Source organism: Craurococcus roseus (genome assembly GCF_039523795.1).
Classification (GTDB): domain Bacteria; phylum Pseudomonadota; class Alphaproteobacteria; order Acetobacterales; family Acetobacteraceae; genus Craurococcus; species Craurococcus roseus.
In genome coordinates this window covers 485,080-503,519 of record NZ_BAAAFZ010000008.1, presented here as the reverse complement: position 1 = coordinate 503,519, position 18,440 = coordinate 485,080, and the positions used below count along the sequence as shown (strand labels likewise).

General features: G+C 73.3%; 22 protein-coding genes. 11 read left to right on the top strand and 11 right to left on the bottom strand.

The window, feature by feature from the left end:
• Positions 1–4: 4 nt before the first annotated feature.
• Positions 5–742 (bottom strand): TVP38/TMEM64 family protein, encoded by a 738-nt coding sequence (locus ABD067_RS05320; RefSeq protein ID WP_343894127.1) that lies wholly within the window; start codon positions 740–742, stop codon positions 5–7.
• A gap of 179 nt (positions 743–921) precedes the next feature.
• Between ABD067_RS05320 and rpmH the strand changes: the two genes are divergently transcribed.
• From rpmH to ABD067_RS05275, 9 genes are all read left to right on the top strand, one after another.
• On the top strand, positions 922–1,056 hold the full coding sequence (rpmH, locus tag ABD067_RS05315) for a 50S ribosomal protein L34 (RefSeq protein ID WP_343894126.1): 135 nt from the start codon (positions 922–924) through the stop codon (positions 1,054–1,056).
• Positions 1,057–1,080: 24 nt separating this feature from the next.
• Positions 1,081–1,440, top strand: a complete 360-nt coding sequence (gene rnpA, locus ABD067_RS05310; protein WP_343894125.1) for a ribonuclease P protein component — start codon at positions 1,081–1,083, stop codon at positions 1,438–1,440.
• Positions 1,440–1,676, top strand: coding sequence for a membrane protein insertion efficiency factor YidD (yidD, locus tag ABD067_RS05305; RefSeq protein ID WP_343894124.1), 237 nt, complete (start codon positions 1,440–1,442; stop codon positions 1,674–1,676). Before rnpA ends, yidD begins: the two co-directional genes overlap by 1 nt.
• Before the next feature lie 11 nt (positions 1,677–1,687).
• The gene (gene yidC, locus ABD067_RS05300) at positions 1,688–3,514 is read left to right on the top strand and encodes a membrane protein insertase YidC (protein ID WP_343894123.1); all 1,827 of its coding nucleotides are present in this window, start codon (positions 1,688–1,690) and stop codon (positions 3,512–3,514) included.
• On the top strand, positions 3,511–4,206 hold the full coding sequence (yihA, locus tag ABD067_RS05295) for a ribosome biogenesis GTP-binding protein YihA/YsxC (protein ID WP_408871508.1): 696 nt from the start codon (positions 3,511–3,513) through the stop codon (positions 4,204–4,206). The genes yidC and yihA overlap by 4 nt, the downstream gene beginning before the upstream one ends.
• Positions 4,207–4,282: 76 nt before the next feature.
• Complete coding sequence (gene argB, locus ABD067_RS05290) at positions 4,283–5,167, top strand: acetylglutamate kinase (protein ID WP_343894122.1); 885 nt, start codon at positions 4,283–4,285, stop codon at positions 5,165–5,167.
• Positions 5,168–5,480: 313 nt separating this feature from the next.
• Entirely contained in the window at positions 5,481–6,317 is an 837-nt protein-coding gene (gene dapD, locus ABD067_RS05285) for a 2,3,4,5-tetrahydropyridine-2,6-dicarboxylate N-succinyltransferase (protein WP_343894121.1), read from the top strand.
• Complete coding sequence (dapE, locus tag ABD067_RS05280; RefSeq protein WP_343894120.1) at positions 6,310–7,452, top strand: succinyl-diaminopimelate desuccinylase; 1,143 nt, start codon at positions 6,310–6,312, stop codon at positions 7,450–7,452. Before dapD ends, dapE begins: the two co-directional genes overlap by 8 nt.
• 59 nt (positions 7,453–7,511) lie before the next feature.
• Positions 7,512–8,060, top strand: a complete 549-nt coding sequence (locus ABD067_RS05275) for a hypothetical protein (protein ID WP_343894119.1) — start codon at positions 7,512–7,514, stop codon at positions 8,058–8,060.
• 46 nt (positions 8,061–8,106) lie between these two features.
• Here ABD067_RS05275 and ABD067_RS05270 read toward each other — a convergent pair whose 3' ends face one another.
• From ABD067_RS05270 to def, 4 genes are all read right to left on the bottom strand, one after another.
• On the bottom strand, positions 8,107–8,886 hold the full coding sequence (locus tag ABD067_RS05270; RefSeq protein ID WP_343894118.1) for a class I SAM-dependent methyltransferase: 780 nt from the start codon (positions 8,884–8,886) through the stop codon (positions 8,107–8,109).
• 393 nt (positions 8,887–9,279) lie between these two features.
• The gene (gene truA / locus ABD067_RS05265) at positions 9,280–10,053 is read right to left on the bottom strand and encodes a tRNA pseudouridine(38-40) synthase TruA (protein ID WP_343894117.1); all 774 of its coding nucleotides are present in this window, start codon (positions 10,051–10,053) and stop codon (positions 9,280–9,282) included.
• On the bottom strand, positions 10,050–10,976 hold the full coding sequence (gene fmt / locus ABD067_RS05260) for a methionyl-tRNA formyltransferase (protein WP_343894186.1): 927 nt from the start codon (positions 10,974–10,976) through the stop codon (positions 10,050–10,052). The genes truA and fmt overlap by 4 nt, the downstream gene beginning before the upstream one ends.
• A gap of 26 nt (positions 10,977–11,002) precedes the next feature.
• Positions 11,003–11,533, bottom strand: coding sequence for a peptide deformylase (gene def / locus ABD067_RS05255; RefSeq protein ID WP_343894116.1), 531 nt, complete (start codon positions 11,531–11,533; stop codon positions 11,003–11,005).
• 177 nt (positions 11,534–11,710) lie between these two features.
• Here def and ABD067_RS05250 point away from each other — a divergent pair, with 177 nt between their 5' ends.
• Both ABD067_RS05250 and ABD067_RS05245 read left to right on the top strand, forming a co-directional pair.
• Positions 11,711–12,169, top strand: coding sequence for an Hsp20 family protein (locus ABD067_RS05250; RefSeq protein WP_343894115.1), 459 nt, complete (start codon positions 11,711–11,713; stop codon positions 12,167–12,169).
• Positions 12,170–12,245: 76 nt separating this feature from the next.
• Complete coding sequence (locus ABD067_RS05245) at positions 12,246–12,482, top strand: DUF1150 family protein (protein ID WP_343894114.1); 237 nt, start codon at positions 12,246–12,248, stop codon at positions 12,480–12,482.
• Positions 12,483–12,651: 169 nt separating this feature from the next.
• Here ABD067_RS05245 and hpf read toward each other — a convergent pair whose 3' ends face one another.
• The 6 genes from hpf to ABD067_RS05215 all read right to left on the bottom strand — a co-directional run bounded on the left by hpf (position 12,652) and on the right by ABD067_RS05215 (position 18,407).
• Entirely contained in the window at positions 12,652–13,284 is a 633-nt protein-coding gene (gene hpf, locus ABD067_RS05240) for a ribosome hibernation-promoting factor, HPF/YfiA family (RefSeq protein ID WP_343894113.1), read from the bottom strand.
• Positions 13,285–13,380: 96 nt separating this feature from the next.
• Positions 13,381–14,895, bottom strand: a complete 1,515-nt coding sequence (gene rpoN, locus ABD067_RS05235) for an RNA polymerase factor sigma-54 (RefSeq protein WP_343894112.1) — start codon at positions 14,893–14,895, stop codon at positions 13,381–13,383.
• 5 nt (positions 14,896–14,900) lie between these two features.
• Complete coding sequence (gene lptB / locus ABD067_RS05230; protein WP_343894111.1) at positions 14,901–15,683, bottom strand: LPS export ABC transporter ATP-binding protein; 783 nt, start codon at positions 15,681–15,683, stop codon at positions 14,901–14,903.
• Positions 15,680–16,690, bottom strand: coding sequence for an LptA/OstA family protein (locus tag ABD067_RS05225; RefSeq protein ID WP_343894110.1), 1,011 nt, complete (start codon positions 16,688–16,690; stop codon positions 15,680–15,682). Before ABD067_RS05225 ends, lptB begins: the two co-directional genes overlap by 4 nt.
• The gene (gene lptC, locus ABD067_RS05220) at positions 16,687–17,394 is read right to left on the bottom strand and encodes an LPS export ABC transporter periplasmic protein LptC (RefSeq protein ID WP_343894109.1); all 708 of its coding nucleotides are present in this window, start codon (positions 17,392–17,394) and stop codon (positions 16,687–16,689) included. Before lptC ends, ABD067_RS05225 begins: the two co-directional genes overlap by 4 nt.
• Entirely contained in the window at positions 17,391–18,407 is a 1,017-nt protein-coding gene (locus tag ABD067_RS05215; RefSeq protein WP_343894108.1) for a KpsF/GutQ family sugar-phosphate isomerase, read from the bottom strand. The genes lptC and ABD067_RS05215 overlap by 4 nt, the downstream gene beginning before the upstream one ends.
• Positions 18,408–18,440: the final 33 nt, after the last annotated feature.

Here is an 18,440-nt window from a genome sequence, read left to right as displayed (position 1 = left end):
CTAATCAGTTGGAGGCGCGCCGCCGCGCGCGCAGGTAACGCCCGCCCACGGCGCCGAGCAGCGACAGCGCCGCCAACCCCACCAAGGGCAGGAGGACGCCGGGGGAAAAGATCACCGAAAGGTCCGGCCGCCCCCCCGCGTCGAGGATCTGGCCGAGGCCCGCCCCGATGCCGGCGAAGACCGCCGTGCCGGGGACGATGCCGATCAGGGTGGCGGCGGCATAGGCCGGGAAGGGCATCCCCGCCAGGGCCGGCGCCAGGTTGGCGAGCCAGAACGGCACCACCGGGATCAGCCGGATGGAAAGCAGGTACCAGAAGCCGTCCCGCCGCAGTTCGTCCCGCACCCGCCCGAGCAGCGGCCCCGCCCGCCGCGCCAGCGTCTCGGCCAGGGCGTGCCGCGCGGCCAGGAACAGCGCCGAAGCGCCGAGGGTCGCGCCCGCCACGGCCAGCGCCGCGCCCAGCCACGGCCCGAACAGGAAGCCCCCCGCCACCGTCATCACCGCGCCGCCGGGCAAGGAAAAGGCCACCACCACGACATAGGCTGCGACGTAGAGGAGCGCGGCCAGGACCGGCGAGGCCGAAACGAAGCCGGCCAGCGCCGCGCGGTGCGCGCCCAGGCTCTCGAAGGACAGCCAGCGGTGCAGGCCGAGGGCGTAAGCCAGCGCCGCCGCGGCAGCGATGAGCGCGAGCGGCCACAAGCGGCGCCAAGCCGCCGGGGCCGCCGCGTCGTGATGTGCCGCCATCGCGTTCCGAAACCCCCGTGCCGATCGGGCGACGGTTACATAGCGGCGGTTGACCCGGGGGGCACCCCTTCCCTATACGTCCCGCCTTCGCCGGGGCCGCGCACGGGCCGCCGGCTTGTCGTCCGTGCGGCGCCGCCGGCCGCGGCGCCCGGGCGGTTTTCCGAACGGAGTTCCGAGCCGTGAAGCGTACCTACCAGCCCTCCAAGCTCGTCCGGAAGCGCCGGCACGGCTTTCGTTCCCGCATGGCGACCGTCGGCGGCCGCAACGTGCTCAACGCCCGCCGCGCCAAGGGCCGGAAGAAGCTGAGCGCCTAGAACCCCAACCGAGGAGGCAACGCCATGCCGGGCCGCCTTCCCCGGCTGACCCGGCGCGGCGAGTTCCTCCGGGCGGCGTCCAAGGGCCGCAAGGCCGCGCGCCCGGGCCTCGTGCTCCAGGCCCTGTCCTCCGGCGCCGGCGACGACCGGCCGCTCCGCGTCGGCTTCACCGCCACCAAGAAGATCGGCGGCGCAGTGGTGCGAAACCGCGCGAAGCGGCGCCTGCGCGAAGCGGCGCGGCTGACGCTCTCCGCCGAGGCCGCGCCGGGCTGGGACGTGGTGCTGATCGCGCGGGACGCGACGGCGACCCGCCCCTTCGCGCAGTTGCTCGGCGACCTGCGCGGCGCGCTCCGGCAAGCGGGCGTGCCCGCTGGGGGCGCGTGATGGACGCCGCCGCCGCCGCGCTCCGGGGCGCCGTGCTCGCCTACCAATGGACCCTGCGGCCGGTGCTCGGCTGCAACTGCCGCTTCCATCCTTCGTGCAGCGACTACGCGCTGGAAGCGCTGCGCGGCCACGGCGCCGCGCGCGGCGCCTGGTTCGCCGCCAAGCGCGTCCTCCGCTGCAACCCTTGGCACCCGGGCGGCTACGACCCGGTGCCGCCACCGCCCTCGCAAGGCTGAACGCCCTCCCAATGGACCAGAAGCGCCTCTTCGCGGCGATCGCCATCTCCATCGGCATCCTGCTGCTGTTCGACCTCTACAACCGGCCGTCGCGGGAAGCGCAGTTGGCGCGCCAGCAGCAGGTGGAGGCCGCGGGGCAGCAGGTTCCCCGGCCGGGCCCGGACGGGCCGCTCCGCACGCCGACCGAGGCCGCCCCCGCGGCCGGCGTGCCGCGCACGCCCGCGGCGAGGCTGCCTGTGGAGGGGCCGCGCGTGCAGGGCACGCTGTCGCTCCGCGGCGCCCGCTTGGACGACCTGGTGCTCCGCGGCTACCACGAAACGCCCGATCCGAGATCGCCGCTGGTGCGGATGCTGGCGCCGCGTGACGGCGGCGCGCCCTACTACGCGCAATGGGGCTGGACCGCGGCGGACGGGCGCACCGCTGTCCCGACCAACGACACCGACTGGCAAGCGGAGGGTGGCCGCCTTTCGCCCGGCTCTCCGGTGACGCTGCGCTGGGACAACGGGCAGGGGCAGGTCTTCGAGATCGTGCTCTCGCTCGACGAGAACTACATGGTCACGGCCGAGCAGCGCGTGCGCAACAACTCCGGGGAGCCGATCTCCGTGCTGCCCTGGGTTCGGGTGCGGCGCGAGCGCACGCCGCCCGTCGAGGGCTGGGCGGTGCTGCACGAGGGCTTCACCGGCGTGCTCGACGGCCGCTTGCGCGAGGTGACCTACTCCTCGGCCAAGGACGAGGCGGCCAAGCGGGCGGGCGTCGCCTTCGAGCAGGAGACCACCGGCGGCTGGGCCGGCATCACCGACAAGTACTGGCTGACGGCCTTGGCGCCCGTGGACCAGTCCGCGCGGGTCCGCGCCACCTACCGCGCCACGCAGGAGCCGGGGCCGCGCGGGCCGGAGGACCGCTGGCAGGTGGACTTCGCGCCGACCGGGCCAGTGCAGGTGCCGGCCGGCGCCACCGGCGGCGGGCAGGCGGTGCGCCTCTTCGCCGGCGCCAAGGAAGTGTACCTGCTCGACTCCTACGGCGACCGCTTCGGCATCCCGGATTTCGACAAGGCGGTGGACTTCGGCTGGTTCTACTTCCTGACCAAGCCCTTCTTCCACGCGCTGCACTGGATCGCCCAGGTGGTGGGCAACTACGGCCTCGCCATCCTGATCTTCACATTCGCGCTCAAGCTCGCCTTCTTCCCGTTGGCCAACAAGGCCTACAAGTCGATGAGCCGGATGAAGGTCTTCGGCCCAAAGATGCAGGAGATCCGGGAGCGGCACAAAGACGACCCGGCCAAGGCCCAGACCGAGATGATGGCGCTGTACCGGACGGAGAAGATCAACCCCGCCTCCGGCTGCCTGCCCATCCTCATCCAGATCCCGGTGTTCTTCGCGCTCTACAAGGTCCTGCTCGTCTCCATCGAGATGCGGCACGCGCCCTTCTACGGCTGGATCAGGGACCTCTCGGCGCCCGACCCGACCAACCTGTTCAACCTGTTCGGCCTGCTGCCCTTCGACCCGGCGGCCTGGTCGGGCGGCTACCTGCACATGCCGGCCTGGGCGCTCATCATGGGCGCGACGATGTGGGTCCAGCAGAAGCTGAACCCGCAGCCGCCCGACCCGGTGCAGGCGAAGATCTTCCAGTGGATGCCGGTGATCTTCACCTTCATGCTGGCCTCCTTCCCGGCCGGCCTGGTGATCTACTGGGCCTGGAACAACCTGCTCTCCATCGCGCAGCAATGGTACATCATGCGGCTGGAAGCGCAGCGGACGGCGAAGGGCGGTGGCGGCAAAGCGGCCCCGCCCGCCGTGGCGTCGGAGAAGCCCGACAAGAAGAAAGCGCCCGCCGAGTGATCGACGCCGCCACCGCCGCCGCCGGCGGCCTCGCGGAGGCGCGGACGGACGAAGAGCGGGCGGCGCTCTTGGAAGCCGGGCGCCTGCTCTTCGCCCGGCCCTGCCGCTTCTTCCACGCCGCGCAGCAACTCGACGGGCTGCCGCCGGCCACGGCGCCGGAGGTCGCCTTCTGCGGCCGCTCCAACGTCGGCAAGTCGTCGCTGGTGAACGCGCTGACCGGCCAGAACGCGCTCGCCCGCGTGTCGCGCACGCCGGGGCGCACGCGCCAGCTCAACTTCTTCGACCTGGGCGAGGGCCGCCTGACCCTCGTGGACATGCCGGGCTACGGCTACGCCAAGGCGTCCAGGAGCGTGAAGGAAGACTGGCAGGACATGATGTTCGACTTCCTGCGCGGCCGCGCGACGCTCCGGCGCGTGCTGCTGCTGCTGGACGCGCGCATCGAGACCAAGGCGAACGACCGCCAGGCCATGCGGCTGCTCAACGACGCCGCCGTGGCCTTCCAGATCGTGCTGACCAAGGCGGACGACACCAAGCCCGCCCAACTCGCCCGGCGGCGCGAAGAGGTCGAGGCCCTGGCCCGCGGCCACACCGCCGGCCACCCGCTGGTGCTGGCGACCAGCGCCGAGACGGGCGAGGGCGTCCCGGAACTGCGCGCCGAGATCGCGGCGTTCGCCTTGCCGGCGGCGGCTTGATCCGGGCGCGGCTTGACCCCCTGGCGCACGCCGCCTAGAGCCGCCCGGCCCTGCCCGCCGCGAGGACACCCGGCCGATGCCCGAACCCACGCCCGACCAGATGGAGATCGTCGCGGGCGCGCTGCCCTTCCTCAAGCGCTACGACGACCAGATCGTCGTGGTGAAGTACGGCGGGCACGCCATGGGCGAGGAAGGAACGGCGCTGCGGTTCGGCCGCGACGTGGCGTTCCTGGAGCAGGTGGGCGTGAACCCGGTGGTGGTCCACGGCGGCGGGCCGCAGATCAACGCCATGCTGAAGCGGCTGGACGTGAAGTCCACCTTCGTCCAGGGCCTGCGCGTGACGGATGCGGCGATGCTGGACGTGGTCGAGATGGTCCTCGCCGGCCCGGTGAACAAGCAGGTGGCGGAGGCCATCACCCGCGCCGGCGCCATCGCGGTCGGCATCTCCGGCAAGGACGGCGGCTTGATCCGCGCGCGGAAGCTGACGCGCACGGTGCGCGACCCGGACAGCCGCATCGAGCAGGTGCTCGACCTCGGCTTCGTCGGCGAGCCGGAAAGCGTGGACACGCGCGTGCTGCGCCTGCTGATCGGCGCCGACATCGTGCCGGTGGTGGCGCCGGTGGGCGTCGGCGCCGACGGGCAGACCTACAACATCAACGCCGACACGGTGGCGGGCGCCATCGCCGGCGCGCTCGGCGCCGAGCGCCTGCTGATGATGACGGACGTGGCCGGCGTGCTGGACCGCGGCGGCAAGCTGGTCCCCGAGATGACAGTGGCCGAGGTGCAGGCCGGCATCGAGGCCGGCTGGATCTCCGGCGGCATGATCCCGAAGGTCGAGACCTGCGTGTCCGCGGTGCGCGGCGGGGTGAAGGGCGCGGTGATCATGGACGGCCGCGTACCACACGCGGTGCTGCGCGAACTGTTCACCAACCGGGGCGCGGGGACGCTGATCCGGGCCTGACCGGCTTCCGGGCAGGTCTTCGCCAACTCCCGCAAGGCGCCGCGCCGACGCCGCATGGTCTCGCGGGCGGCTTCCATCTGGCGGGCGAACTCCGGATCGTCGGTCATGCGCCATGGCCCATTGCCGGTTGCGTCGCGCGCAGCGCCCCGATTGCCGAACGCGCAACAAGGCAGTTTAGATGCGCAAGGGCTGCGCCACGCCACCATAGGGACGGGCGCTGCCCTTTCCGACCCGCGTTGACCCCCGCGGCCCGCGTCGGCAAGGTCCGCCGCCCGCGGAGGCCGGACGCCTCCCCACTTCCGAGACGCCGCCCATGGACACCACAACGCTCCGCCCGCGCATCGAAGCCTTGTGGGAGCGGCGCGACACCCTTTCGCCATCGACCGGCGGCGACGACCGCGCGGTGGTAGACGCGGCGCTGGAGGCGCTCGACTCCGGCCAAGCCCGCGTCGCCGAGCCGGACGGGCAGGGCGGCTGGCGCGTCAACCAGTGGCTCAAGCAGGCGGTGCTGCTCAGCTTCCGCCTGACCGACTCCGCCCCCATGGACACCGCCGCCGGCGCCTACGACAAGGTGCCGCTCAAATTCGCCGATTGGGGCCCGAACCGCTTCCGCGAGGCCGGCTTCCGCGCCGTGCCCGGCGCCGTGGTGCGCCGCTCGGCTTACATCGCCCCTGGCGTCGTGCTGATGCCCTCCTTCGTAAACGCCGGCGCCCATGTCGGCCGCAACACCATGGTGGACACCTGGGCCACGGTCGGCTCCTGCGCGCAGATCGGCGCCAACGTCCACATCTCCGGCGGCGTCGGCATCGGCGGCGTGCTGGAGCCCTTGCAGGCCAACCCGGTCGTCATCGAGGACGACTGCTTCGTCGGCGCCCGCTCCGAAGTGGCGGAAGGCGTGGTGGTGGAGCGCGGCGCGGTGCTTTCCATGGGCGTCTTCCTCGGCGCCAGCACCAAGATCATCGACCGCGCCACCGGCGCGATCCACATGGGCCGCGTGCCCGCCTACTCCGTGGTGGTGCCGGGCAGCCTGCCGGGAAAGGCGTTGCCGGACGGCTCGCCCGGCCCTTCGCTCTACTGCGCGGTGATCGTGAAGAAGGTGGACGCGCAGACCCGCGCGAAGACCTCCATCAACGAGTTGCTGCGTGACTGAACACGGGCCGGGGACGACCGACCCGCTCCCCATCGCCCAAGCGCTGATCCGCTGCCGCAGCATCACGCCCGCCGACGACGGCGCGATCGGCGTGGTGGAGGACGCGCTGCGCCCGCTCGGCTTCGCCTGCCACCGGCTCCGCTTCGGTGAAGTGGAGAACCTGTTCGCCCGCCGCGGCACGGGTTCGCCGCACTTCTGCTGGGCCGGCCACACCGACGTGGTGCCGCCGGGCGACAAGGGCTGGACGCACGACCCGTTCGATCCTGTGGTGCGCGACGGCGCGCTGCACGGCCGCGGCGCCTGCGACATGAAGGGCGGCGTCGCCGCCTTCCTCGCCGCCGTGTCGGACTTCGTCGCTGCGCGGCCCGACCACCCCGGCAGCGTCTCCCTCCTCATCACCGGCGATGAGGAAGGCGCCGCGGTGGACGGCACCGCCCGCGTGCTGGAGTGGATGGCCGCCAACGGCCACACGCCCGACATGGCGCTGGTGGGCGAGCCGACCAGCCGCGCCCGCCTCGGCGACACGGTGAAGACCGGCCGCCGCGGCAGCATGAACGCCTTTGTCACGCTCCACGGCAAGCAGGGCCACAGCGCCTACCCGCAACGCGCCGACAACCCGGTCCACCGCCTCGTGCGCGTGCTGCACGGCCTGACCGCGACGCCGCTTGACGAAGGCAGCGAAGGCTTCGAGCCCTCCACCCTGCAAGTCACCGGCTTCGACGTAGGCAACACGGCGTCCAACGTCATACCGGCCGAAGCGCGGGCGATGCTCAACATCCGCTTCAACGACCGCCACACCGGCGCGTCCTTGACCGAGATGCTGCACGCGGCCCTCCGCGCCGAGGGGGCCCGCTACGATCTGCGCGTCTCCGTCTCCGGCGAGAGCTTCCGCACCCCGCCCGGCCCCTTCCTCGACCGCCTCCTCCGTGCCGTGGAGCGCGCCACCGGCGAGAGGCCCGCGCTCGACACCGGCGGCGGCACCTCCGACGCCCGCTTCATCGCCCGCTTCTGCCCGGTGGCGGAGCTGGGCGGGGTCGGCGTCACCATGCACCAGGTGGACGAGCGCGTGCCCGTGCAGGAGCTGCGCGACCTCGCCGCGCTGTACCGCGCCGTGCTGGAAGAGGTCCTGGCCTGAGCGGCGCCGGCCAAGGCGCCCCGCCGCCCCCGCCTCCGCCGTCGCCCCCGCTCCGGACGGTGATCGAAGCCGGTTTGCGCGGCGCCTTCATGCTCGCGCGCGGGCAGGCGCACGGCGCCATGCTGATCGAGGACACGCCGGAGGGCGCCGCGCGCTCCTTCTGGGCCGCCGCCCTCTGCCTGCCCGGCCTGCTGGCGCTGATGCTGTTCGACTGGGCCGGGGAGCCGCCGGCGGCGGGCGTCGGCCACGCCCTGCTCCTGCACCTCCTCGCCCGCGGCGGCGGCTGGGCCGGTTTCGCGGTGGCCTCGCACGCGCTCGCGCAGGCATCCGGGCGCGTCTCGGCGTGGCCGCACTTCATCGCCGCGTGGAACTGGGCGAACGTGGTGCAGTACCTGCTGTTCCTCGCCGTGAGCGCGACGGCCATGCTCGGCTTGCCCGGCGCCCTGGCGTCGGCGCTGGCCTTGGCGACGCTCGGCTACCAGCTCTGGCTCGTCTTCTTCCTGGCGCGGACCACGCTCGGCAGCCGCGGCTTGGCGATGGCCATGCTCGGCCTGGACCTGCTGATCGGCGTCACCGTCGAAGCGCTGCTCGCGTCGTTGTCGGCCTGACGGGCGCGGCACCGGCCAGCGGTCCCAGCGCGCCCGGCACGGCCCCTCAAGCGGTCGCGCGGCCGCCGCCCACCACCAGCGACGCCAGGGCGCCGGGCGCGCCGAGGTCGAGCCAATGCGCCGGCGCTTCCGGCAGCACGCCGCCGGGAGTGGCCTCGGGCAAGGCGTGGAACACGCCGCGCGCCCGTCCGTAGACGGGGTGGTCCTGGTAGTAGACCCGGGCGAAGCCCGCCCGCGCCAGCAGCCGGTAGACCAGGGCCGGGTTGGGGCCCCACCAGTTGGTCTCGTCGCCGGCGAGTTCCTTGCCCGGGTAGTGCGCCATCGCCGGCCGCGGGCAGTCGAGCATGTCCTGGTGCGTCTCCAGCACCAGCACCTGCCCGGTCAACGCCCGCAGCGTGCGGAAGACCGGCAGCGGGTCCTCCAGGTGGTACAGGACGCCGAGGAATAGCACGGCGTCGAACCGGCCGAAATCCGGGCCGAGCACGGTCACGTCGGCCTCCACGGCCTCGATCTCCAGCCCCAGCGCGGCGCGCGCGAGGTCGAAGGCCTCGCGCCCGCGGTAGTCCGGGTGGCGCCAGGTGTAGTGGTCCATCGCCACCACGCGCCCGGCGCCGCGGCGCTTGGCCTCGAAGCTCCAGAAGCCGTTCCAGGCGCCGATGTCGAGCAGGCTGCGGCCGCCGAGGTCGAGGGGGCCGAGCACGGCCTCGACCTCCGACGCCAGCAGATCGCGGGACTTCATGCCCTTGGTGACGACGGCGGGCCGCAACTCCATGGAGTGGAACCAGGTCAGCCTGTCGGCGGCGGCCTGCAGGGTCGCGTCGTCCATCGGGAGTGAGCCTTTCGAGCCGTGCTGCCCGGCGATGCTGCCCGCGCCGGGGCAGGGTGGCCAAGGGCGCGGAGGACATCGCGCAGGGCGCGGAGATGGTTGCGCGGCGAAGCGGGGACCGCGCCGGGGTCCGTCCCCCGGCGTCACGGCCCGCCCCTTCGGTGCGCGGAAACGAAGCCAAAAACCGCGCCCCCGCTCCCCCACAACCGCAGCGCCGTCCATTGTCGCCGATTGCGGGAAAGTTCGCGCTTCCAATGCCCAACAGCTACAATCCCGCCGTCCACGCCCGAGCCGCGCCATTTGTCCGAGAACGATCGTCCAGGGCGGGTGATCACGCAGGAGCGTAAGGGGCAGGGCGGTGGGGTGGCGCGGGCCGGAGCCGCCATCCCCCGCTCAGGTCCACTCCGGCTCGACGTTGTAGCGCACGAACACGAAGCACAGCCCCTCCGCCGGCGCCGTCTGCCCGGCCCGTGTGCGGTCGCGCCCGTCCAGCACCCGGCGCGGCCATTCCGGCCCGCGGCGCCCGAGGCCCACCATCGCCAGCGTGCCGACCAGGTTGCGGACCTGGTGGTGCAGGAAGCTCCGCGCCTCCGCCGTCACCACCACCTCGTCGCCCAGCCGGCTCACGTCCAGCCGGTCCAGCGTGCGCTCCGCCGTCTTCGCTTGGCAGGAGGCGGCGCGGAAGGCCGAGAAGTCGTGCCGGCCGAGCAGCGCCTGCGCCGCCGCGTGCATCGCCTCCGTGTCGAGCCTTCCCTGCACGTGCCACACCCGCCCGATGTCGAGCGCCGGCCGGGCGCGGCGGTTCAGGATGCGGTAGCGGTAGCCGCGCCGCACCGCGGAGAAGCGCGCGCTCCAGCCCTCCGGCGCGACGGCGGCGCGCACCGCGGAAACGGGATGCGGGCGCGTGTGGAAATTCAGCGCCTCCCGCACCCGCTCCGGCGGCAGCTCCCCCGCGGCGATCTCGATTTCCGCCACCTGCCCCTCTGCATGGACCCCGGCGTCGGTGCGGCCGGCCGCCACCGCGAGGGGCGGGACGCCGTTGTTCAACCGGGCCGCCGCCTCTTCCAGCACCTGCTGCACCGAAAGCCCGTTGTCCTGCCGCTGCCAGCCGACAAAGGGCGCGCCGTCGTACTCCAGGGTCAACGCGTAGCGCCGCCGCGTCGTCACCCCAGCACCGTGCCGGGGGGCAAGGCGTATCCGCGCAGGAACTCCTCCGCGGACATCGGCGCGCGGCCCGGCCGTTGCAGCCGGAGCAGGCGGAGCGCGCCGGTCCCGCAGGCCACGGTGGGAAGCCCGTCCAGCACCGTGCCGGGGGGCGCCGGCGCCCTGGCCGGGGGCGGCGCCGGCGCCGGCTCGGCCTCCAGCACGCGGATGGCGGTGCCCTCGTGCTCGAAGAAGGTGCCGGGCCACGGCTCGAATGCGCGCACCTTGCGGTCGAGGAACGCGGCGTCTTGCCGCCAGTCCAGCTTGCCGTCCGCCTTGGAGAGCTTGGGCGCGGTGGTGGCGCCCTCGGCCGGCTGCGGGCTGGAGGGCGGGTCGGCTGCCAGCGCCTCCAGCGCCATCTCCGCGCCGAGCGCCGCGAGGACGTCGTGCAGTTCCGGGTTCCTCGAGCGCGGCCCGATCGGCACGGCGCGCTGGAGCAGGATCGGGCCGGTGTCGAGGCCCTCGTCCATCCGCATGATGGTGACGCCGGTTTCCGCGTCGCCGGCCAGCAGCGCGGCGTGGATCGGCGCCGCGCCGCGCCAGCGCGGCAGCAGGGAGGCGTGTATGTTGAAGCAACCGAGCCGGGGCGCGTCCAGCATGGGCGCCGGCAGGATCAGCCCGTAGGCGACCACCACCGCCGCGTCGAGCCCGAGTCCCGCGAAGAAGGCGTGCTCCCCCGCGTTGCCCCGGAGCCGCGCCGGGGCGCGGACCGGCAGGCCCAGTTCCTCCTCCGCCAGCCGGTGGACGGGGCAGCGCGCCTCGTGCTTGCCGCGGCCGGCGGGGCGGGGCGGTTGGCAGTAGACGGCCGCGATCTCGTGCCCCGCCGCGTGGAGGGCGCGGAGCGTGGGCACCGAGAAGTCCGGGCTGCCGAGGAAAGCGAGGCGCAGCCGCGGTGCCGCCAGTCCCGCCCCGCTCATCCCCGCACCTGCTGCTTGCGCTCTTTCGCGATGCGACGGAGGATCATGTTGCGCTTGAGCGGGCTCAGGTGGTCCACGAACAGCACCCCGTCGAGGTGGTCCACCTCGTGCTGGAGGCAGGCGGCGAGCAGCCCGTCCCCTTCCACCTCGCGCCGGGCGCCGGACAGGTCGTGGTAGCGGAGCTTGACCCGCGCCGGCCGCGACACCTCTGCGTAGTGGCCGGGCAGGGACAGGCACCCTTCCTCCCGCACCGCCTCCTCGGCGCTGGCGGCCACCACCTCCGGGTTGACCAGCACCATCGGCTCACGCCGGTCGTCGCGCTGGAGGTCCACCACCACCAAGCGCAGGTCTACCCCCACCTGCGGCGCGGCCAAACCGATACCGGGCGCGCGGTACATCGCCTCCAGCATCCTTGGCGCGAGGTCGCGCACGACGTTGGCGTCCGCCGGGCCGACCGGGCGGGCCTTGGCCCGCAGGTGCGGGTCGGGAAACAGCAGGATGGGTGGGATGTCGTCGGGGTCTGTCATGGATGCGGTGCTGGAGGCGGAAGCCGGGGCGGGCATCTACGCGCCGCGGCTCCCGAGCGCAACACACGGTCCCGCAACGGCCCCCTTGCAACAACCGGACGAGGTTACGACATGGACGCTGCGGCCGGGTGCTTCGGGCCCGGCCGCACGCTTCGCTCTCTTCGAGGAGGCCACCGCATGTCGCGCCCGTCCGTCTTCGGCTCGCCCTTGTTCCTGGGCTTCGACCACCTCGAGCAAATGCTGGATCGGGTAGGCAAGAGCTCCGACGGCTACCCCCCGTACAACATAGAGCAGATGGCCGAAGGCCGGCTCCGCATCACCCTCGCGGTGGCCGGCTTCGCCATGGACGACCTCCAGATCACCCAGGAAGACAACCAGCTCGTCATCCGGGGGCGCCAAGCCGACGACTCCGAGGGGCGCGTCTTCCTCCACCGCGGCATCGCCGCGCGTCAGTTCCAACGGGCCTTCGTGCTCGCGGAGGGGATCGAGGTCGAAGGCGCTTGGCTCGACAACGGCCTGTTGCACGTCGAGCTGCGCCGGCCGCAACCGGAGGTCCGGGTCAAGCGCATCGAGATCAACAAGACGACCAACGGGGCCACCAGGTCCTTGGTCGAGGGGGGCGCTGGCGAGGCCTGACCGCCGCTCGCCGCGCCCGAAGCCCCGCCATCCATCGCACGGGCCCCATGCGGCCGTGCGGAAAGGAGTTTCTGACATGAACCGTAACGACACCCCGGCCGGAGCGCCTGAGCACCTCAAAGACATCTCCGTGGCCGACTGGGCGGGCTTCGGCGCGCAGGATATCGCCTACATCCGTCCGGTGGTGGTGAACGGCGTCAAGGCCATGGCCATCCACGCCGCCGACGGAACCCCGATCGGCGCCGCGCCGAGCGCCGACTTGGCGGTCGCCGCCATCCTCCAACACGAGATGGAACCGGCGTTGGTTCACTGACGCCGTAGGGCGGTGTGGGACCTGCTTTTCGAAGCAGGCCCCACATAGGCCGGCACGACGGCGCCCGCGGAACTCGGCCGGCGCCCCGGTTCCGTCATCGGTTCGGGCCCACCGCGGCGAGCCGAGCCGGAACCGGCGGTTCCGACACCGGCCGCCGCTGGCCTCCGTCTCAGCCGGGCGGCAGGTCGATCCAGCCGATGCAGCCGTCCGTGCGCCGGTACACCAAGTTGATCGCGCCGGAGCCGCTGTTGCGGAAGGGCAGGGCGGGCATCTGCGCCAAGTCGAGGCGCATCACGGCCTCGCTCAAGGACAACCGCGCGATCTCGGCCGGTTGCTCCGCGACGATCGCGCCGTGCCCTTCTACGCCGCCGTGGCCGTCCGCGCCGTTGGGGGCGGACGCCGCCGCGGCGGCTTCGTCGTTCTCGTCGTCCGCGGGGGAGACCACGTACTGCGGCGCGGTCTCGGCCGCTCCGGCCCGCTCTTCGGCCAGGCCGCGGGCGTGGTCGTTCACCTTCCTTCGGTAGCGTCGCAGTCGTTTGGCCACGTGCTCCGCCGCCACCTCGAAGGCGCGGTGCGCGTCGGGGCCCTCGCCCTCGCCGCGGACGAAGAGGTTGCGGCCGGCCTTGAGGTTGATGTCGCAGTTGAAGGCGCCAAGCCGTCCCTTGGCGTCGCGGCGGAAGGTCACGTTGGCTTCGAGCGCGTGGTCGAAGTACTTCTTCGCTATCGCGCCCAGCCCGTCCCGGACGTGCGTCTTCAGCGCTTCGCCGGTTTCGACCTGCTTGCCTGCGACGGTGATGTGCATGTGGGATTCTTCTCCTTCTGCCATCGCGGCGAAGGACCGCCCGGTCCGCTGCCGGCGGCGGCGCCCGCGGAGGACCCGCGCGGCGCCGGAGACACTTCAGGCCGGGACGGCCTTTTCCCGCTTGCGTTGCATCGAACTCGGTATCCGCAACGCATCCCTGTATTTGGCCACGGTCCGCCGGGCGATGTCCACGCCTTCCTGCCGCAACCGCTCGACGATCGTGTCGTCGGACAGCACCGCCGCCGGGTCCTCGGCGTCCACGAGCGCGCGTATGCGGTGCCGCACCGCCTCGGCGCTGTGGCTTTCGCCGCCGCCCGTGCCGGCGATGGCGGTGGTGAAGAAGTATTTCAGCTCGAAGGTGCCGCGGGGCGTCGCAATGTGCTTGTTCGCGGTCACGCGGCTGACGGTGCTCTCGTGCAGGGAGACCTCGTCGGCGACGTCGCGCAGGATGAGCGGGCGGAGGTGGCCCACGCCGTGCCGGAAGAAGCCTTCCTGGCGGGCGACGATCGCCGCCGCCACCTTCAGGATGGTGCCGGCGCGCTGCTCCAGGCTCTTGATGAGCCAGTTGGCGCTTTGGAGCCGTTCGGTCAGGAAGGTCCGGTCGTCGCGCGAGCGGGCGCCCAGCAGGGCGCGGGCGTGGAAGCCGCGGTTCACCAGCACGCGCGGCAGCGTGTCCGGGTTGAGTTCCAGCGCCCAACCGCCGTCCGGCGCGCGGCGCATCAGCACGTCCGGCACCAACGCCGGCGCCGGCGCCGCGTCGAAGGACGCGCCCGGCTTCGGGTCGAGCCGGCGGATCTCGGCGGCCATGTCGGCCAGGTCCTCGGCGTCCACGCCGCAGAGGCGCATCAGCCCGGCCCGGTCGCGCTTCGCCAGTAGGTCGAGGTTGTCGAGCAGCGCGCGCATGGCAGGATCCAGCCGGTCCCGCTCCGCGAGCTGCACGGCCAAGCACTCGCGCAGGTCGCGGCAGAACATGCCCACCGGGTCGAAGCGCTGCATCCGCGCGCGGACGGCGGCCACGCGCGGCGCCTCGCACCCGAGCGCCGCCGCGAGCGCGTCGTCCGCCGCGGCCAGCCTCCCGGCCGGATCGACGAGGGCGAGCAGGGCCGCGGCGATCAGCCGGTCGGCGGGATCGGAGAAGCCGAGCCGGACCTGCTCCCCCAGGTGCTCGCGCAGGGAGCGCCCGGTGCCGGCCATGTCCTCGACGCCGCCGGGGTCGTCGGAGAAGTCGGCGCGCCCGCCGCGGCCGTAGTGGGTCTGGGCGCCGCCGTCGTAACCGGCGCCGTGCCCGTCCGTGCCGTGGAGGTCGCGCCATTCAGCGTCGAGTGGCGCGGCGCCGTCGGCGGGGAGCGCGTCTGAGACGATGGCGGCGTGGCAGTCGGCGAGCGCCGCCGGGAGCGGCGCGTCGGCCGGTCGGCCTTCGTCCTCCCCGGGGCCGGCCGGCTCCCGCCACTCGTCGCGTTCCAGGAGCGGGTTGCGCTCCAATTCCTCGTCGACGAAGGCGGCCACTTCGAGGTTGGAGGACTGCAACAGCTTGATGGCCTGCCGCAGTTGCGGCGTCATCACCAGCGCCTGGGACTGCCGCAGGTCGAGGCGGGGGGCCAGCAGGTGCATGGCGTTCACAGGCTGAAGCGGTCGCCCAGGTAGACTCGGCGGACCCCCTCGTGCGCCACGATGTCGCGTGGCTCGCCTTCCATGAGCACCTGACCCTCGTGGAGGATGTAGGCGCGGTCGATGATCTCCAGCGTTTCCCGGACGTTGTGGTCGGTTATCAGCACGCCGATGCCCCTGTTCTTCAGGTGCTTGACCAGATCGCGGATCTCTCCCACCGCGATCGGGTCGATGCCCGCCAGAGGTTCGTCCAAAAGGATGTACGAAGGGTGAGTGGCCAGCGCCCGCGCGATCTCGCAGCGCCGCCGCTCGCCGCCCGACAGCGCCAGGGCCGGGGTGCGCCGGAGGTGGGCGATGCCGAACTCGGCGAGCAGCGCGTCCAGCATCTGCTCGCGCCGGTCCCGCACCGGCTCCACCACCTCCAGGGCGGCGCGGATGTTGTCCTCCACGTTGAGGCCGCGGAAGATCGAGGCCTCCTGTGGCAGGTAGCCGAGGCCGAGGCGGGCGCGCCGGTACATCGGCAAGCGGGTCACGTCGTGCCCGTCCATCGTCACCGTGCCCTCGTCGGGCTGCACCAGGCCGGTGATCATGTAGAAGGTGGTGGTCTTGCCGGCGCCGTTCGGGCCGAGCAGCCCCACCGCCTCGCCGCGCCGGAGGCTGACGGAGACGTTCCGCACCACCGGTCGCTTGCGGTAGCGCTTGCCCAAACCGGTGGCCGACAGCCCGCCCTCGCCGGCGACGGCGCGGAGCGCCGGGCCGGCGACCGGGGCCGCGGCGGGTTGCACGTTCATCGGCGGGGTCGCCCGGAAGGGGCTGCGTTGGGGGCAGGGGACGACGCGCCGCCGCCGGCGGCGCCCTCTTCCTGGTTCGGTTGGATCAAGCCTTGCACCCGCTCCCCCGGCGCCGAGACCAAGCGCGCCACGCCCTTGCACACGTCCACGATCGCTTCGCGGCCGTTGAGCTGGTTCTCGCCGCGGGTGATGCGCACGTTCCCCACCAGCCGCGCCATGCAGGTGGCCGGGCTGTACACGCCCCGGTCGCCGCGCACCACCTCCGTCGCGGTGCGGATCTCGACGTTGCCGAAGCCCTCCACCCGGTCGATGCGCCCGGCGCCCGGGGCGTCTCGCGCCCCCGACGCGGCGGCCGCGGGGCGGACGGGCCGCTGCTGCTGTGGCGGCGGCGCGTTGGCCGTGCCCGACGGCGCGTCTTCCAGGAAGTAGGCGACCAGCGTGTCGGCGCGGACGCGCCGGTTCTCCTGCCGGTCCACCACCACCGCGTCCCCGCGCGCCACGGCCATGCGCTTCGCGCTCCAGTATTCCAGGCTGTCGCGGGCGGTGATGACCTGCTGCGCCGAGTTGAGCGACAGGTCGCGCCCGGTCAGCACCAGCACCGCTTGGTCGATGTCGTACACCGCGCGGTCGCCGCGCGCGGTGTCGGTGGCGGTGGCGATGCGGACGTCGCCTTCCGCTTCCAGCCGCCAGATCTCGCTGCCGCCGCCGAGCGCGGCTTCGGGCGCCGACGGGTTAGGCCCGCCCGTCGGCGCGGCGGCGGCGGCGGCGCGGCCGCGCGACGGGCGGTAGCGTGCCATCAGCCGGTCGGCGTCCACGGCCACGCCGCCCCGCACAGCCCGCGCGTCGCCGCGCCCGATGACCACTTGGTCCGCTTGGCGCCACTCGATGCCGTCTTTGGCCGTGACGTCCACCGGTCCGCCCCGCGACAGGTCGATGCCTTGCGCGGCGGCGGAACCGGCCCAGCAGAGCGCCGCCAAGGCGAGGGGGAAGGGGAGGTTCCGCCTCATTCGGGCCCGCCTTCCAGCACGGCGTGCGCGCGGCCGGTGAAGATCACCACGGCGCCCCGCTCCTTCAACCGGAAGCCCTCGGCCTCGATGGTGCCGAACGGGCCCTGCGCCGAGACCGGCGCGTCGCCGCTGGCCGTGCCCGCCTCGATCTCCACGGCCGCTTCCGGCGTGCGGAACCGCATGCCGTTGTCGTGGTGGACCGTGACGTCGCCGGCCAGGTCCAGGTGGTGCCGCGGCCGGTCGTAGCGGCCGGTGTCGGCGCTGATGTGGACCCAGCCGCCGTCCGTCAGCACCATGTCGGCGCGCGGCGCTTCCAGGTCGAGGATCTGCTCGGCGCCGAGCTGCTGCGCGACACGCGCTGTGACGGTGTAGGGGCGGCTCATCTCGTCCACGTCCTGGTACCGCGGCGAGAGCACCCGGAGCGACTCCGCACGCGGCTGCGCGCTGCGGCGGAACGACACGCGCGAACGGTCCTCGTTGCCTTCGATCTCCGGCCAGAACACCACCACGGCGAGCAGCGCGAGGGCCAGGGCCGGCAGCAGGCGCTTGGCCAAGCCCACCAGGATGCGGCGGCGGGCGAGTTGCCCCGGCCGCGGCGAACGCCGCTGCCGCGACGGCGGGAGGTGGTTGCGAGCCGGGAGCGGCGCCGGGGCGCGCGCGGGCGCTTCGAAAGGCCGGCCGTCGCCGGGCAGGGTCGTGCTCATGCCACGCCCGCCCGAAGGAGGTCGTGGATGTGCAGGATGCCAACCGGCGCGCCGTCCGCGTCCACGACGAAGAGGGCGGTGATGGAGCGCTGCTCCATCACCCGGAGCGCCTCGGCCGCGAGCGCGTCGGGCCCAATGGTGCGGGGCGACCGGGTCATCACGGCGGCGGCGGCGCTGTTCAGGAGGTCCGTCCGCGGCGCGGCGCCCTCCTTGCCTGGATCCAGCGCACGGCGGAGGTCGCCGTCGGTGATGATGCCCACCAGCCGGTTGTCCTCGACCACGCCGAGGCAGCCGAAGCGCTTGGCCGTCATCGCCACCAGCGCCGCGTCCATGCGCGTGTCCGGCGGCGCCAACGGCATCTCGGCGCCCGTGTGCATCAGGTCGCGCACGCGCGACAGCCGCGCACCGAGCCGGCCGCCGGGGTGGAACACGCGGAAGTCCGCCGCGTCGAAGCCGCGCCGCGTGAGCAGCGCCACCGCCAACGCGTCGCCGAGCGCGAGTTGCATGGTGGTGGAGGTGGTGGGCGCCAAGCCGAGCGGGCAGGCCTCGGGCGCCGGCGGCAGCAGCAGCGCTTGGTCGGCGGCGCGGGCGAGGGCGCTGCCGGTCCGGCCGGTAATGGCGACGAGCGGTATGCCGAACCGCCGGGCGTGCGCCACGAGGTCGGCGAGTTCCGGCGTCTCGCCGGAGTTGGACAAGGCCAACACCGCGTCGCCCGGCACGATCATGCCGAGGTCGCCGTGACTCGCCTCCGCGGGATGCACGAACAGGGCCGGGGTGCCGGTGGAGGCCAGGGTCGCGGCGATCTTGCGCGCCACGTGGCCGGACTTGCCCATACCGGACACCACGACCCGGCCTGTGGCCCCGGCCAGCAGGCCGACGGCCCGGCCGAAGCTGCCGGCGTCGAGGGCGCGGCCGAGCATCGCCAGCCCTTGGGCCTCTTGGTCGAGCACGCGGCGGGCCACGGCGAGATCGTCGAGGCCGGCCTTGGCGGGCGCCGCCGGAAGATGGTGCAAGGGCAGATCCACGGCGCTGTGTATGGGACCGTC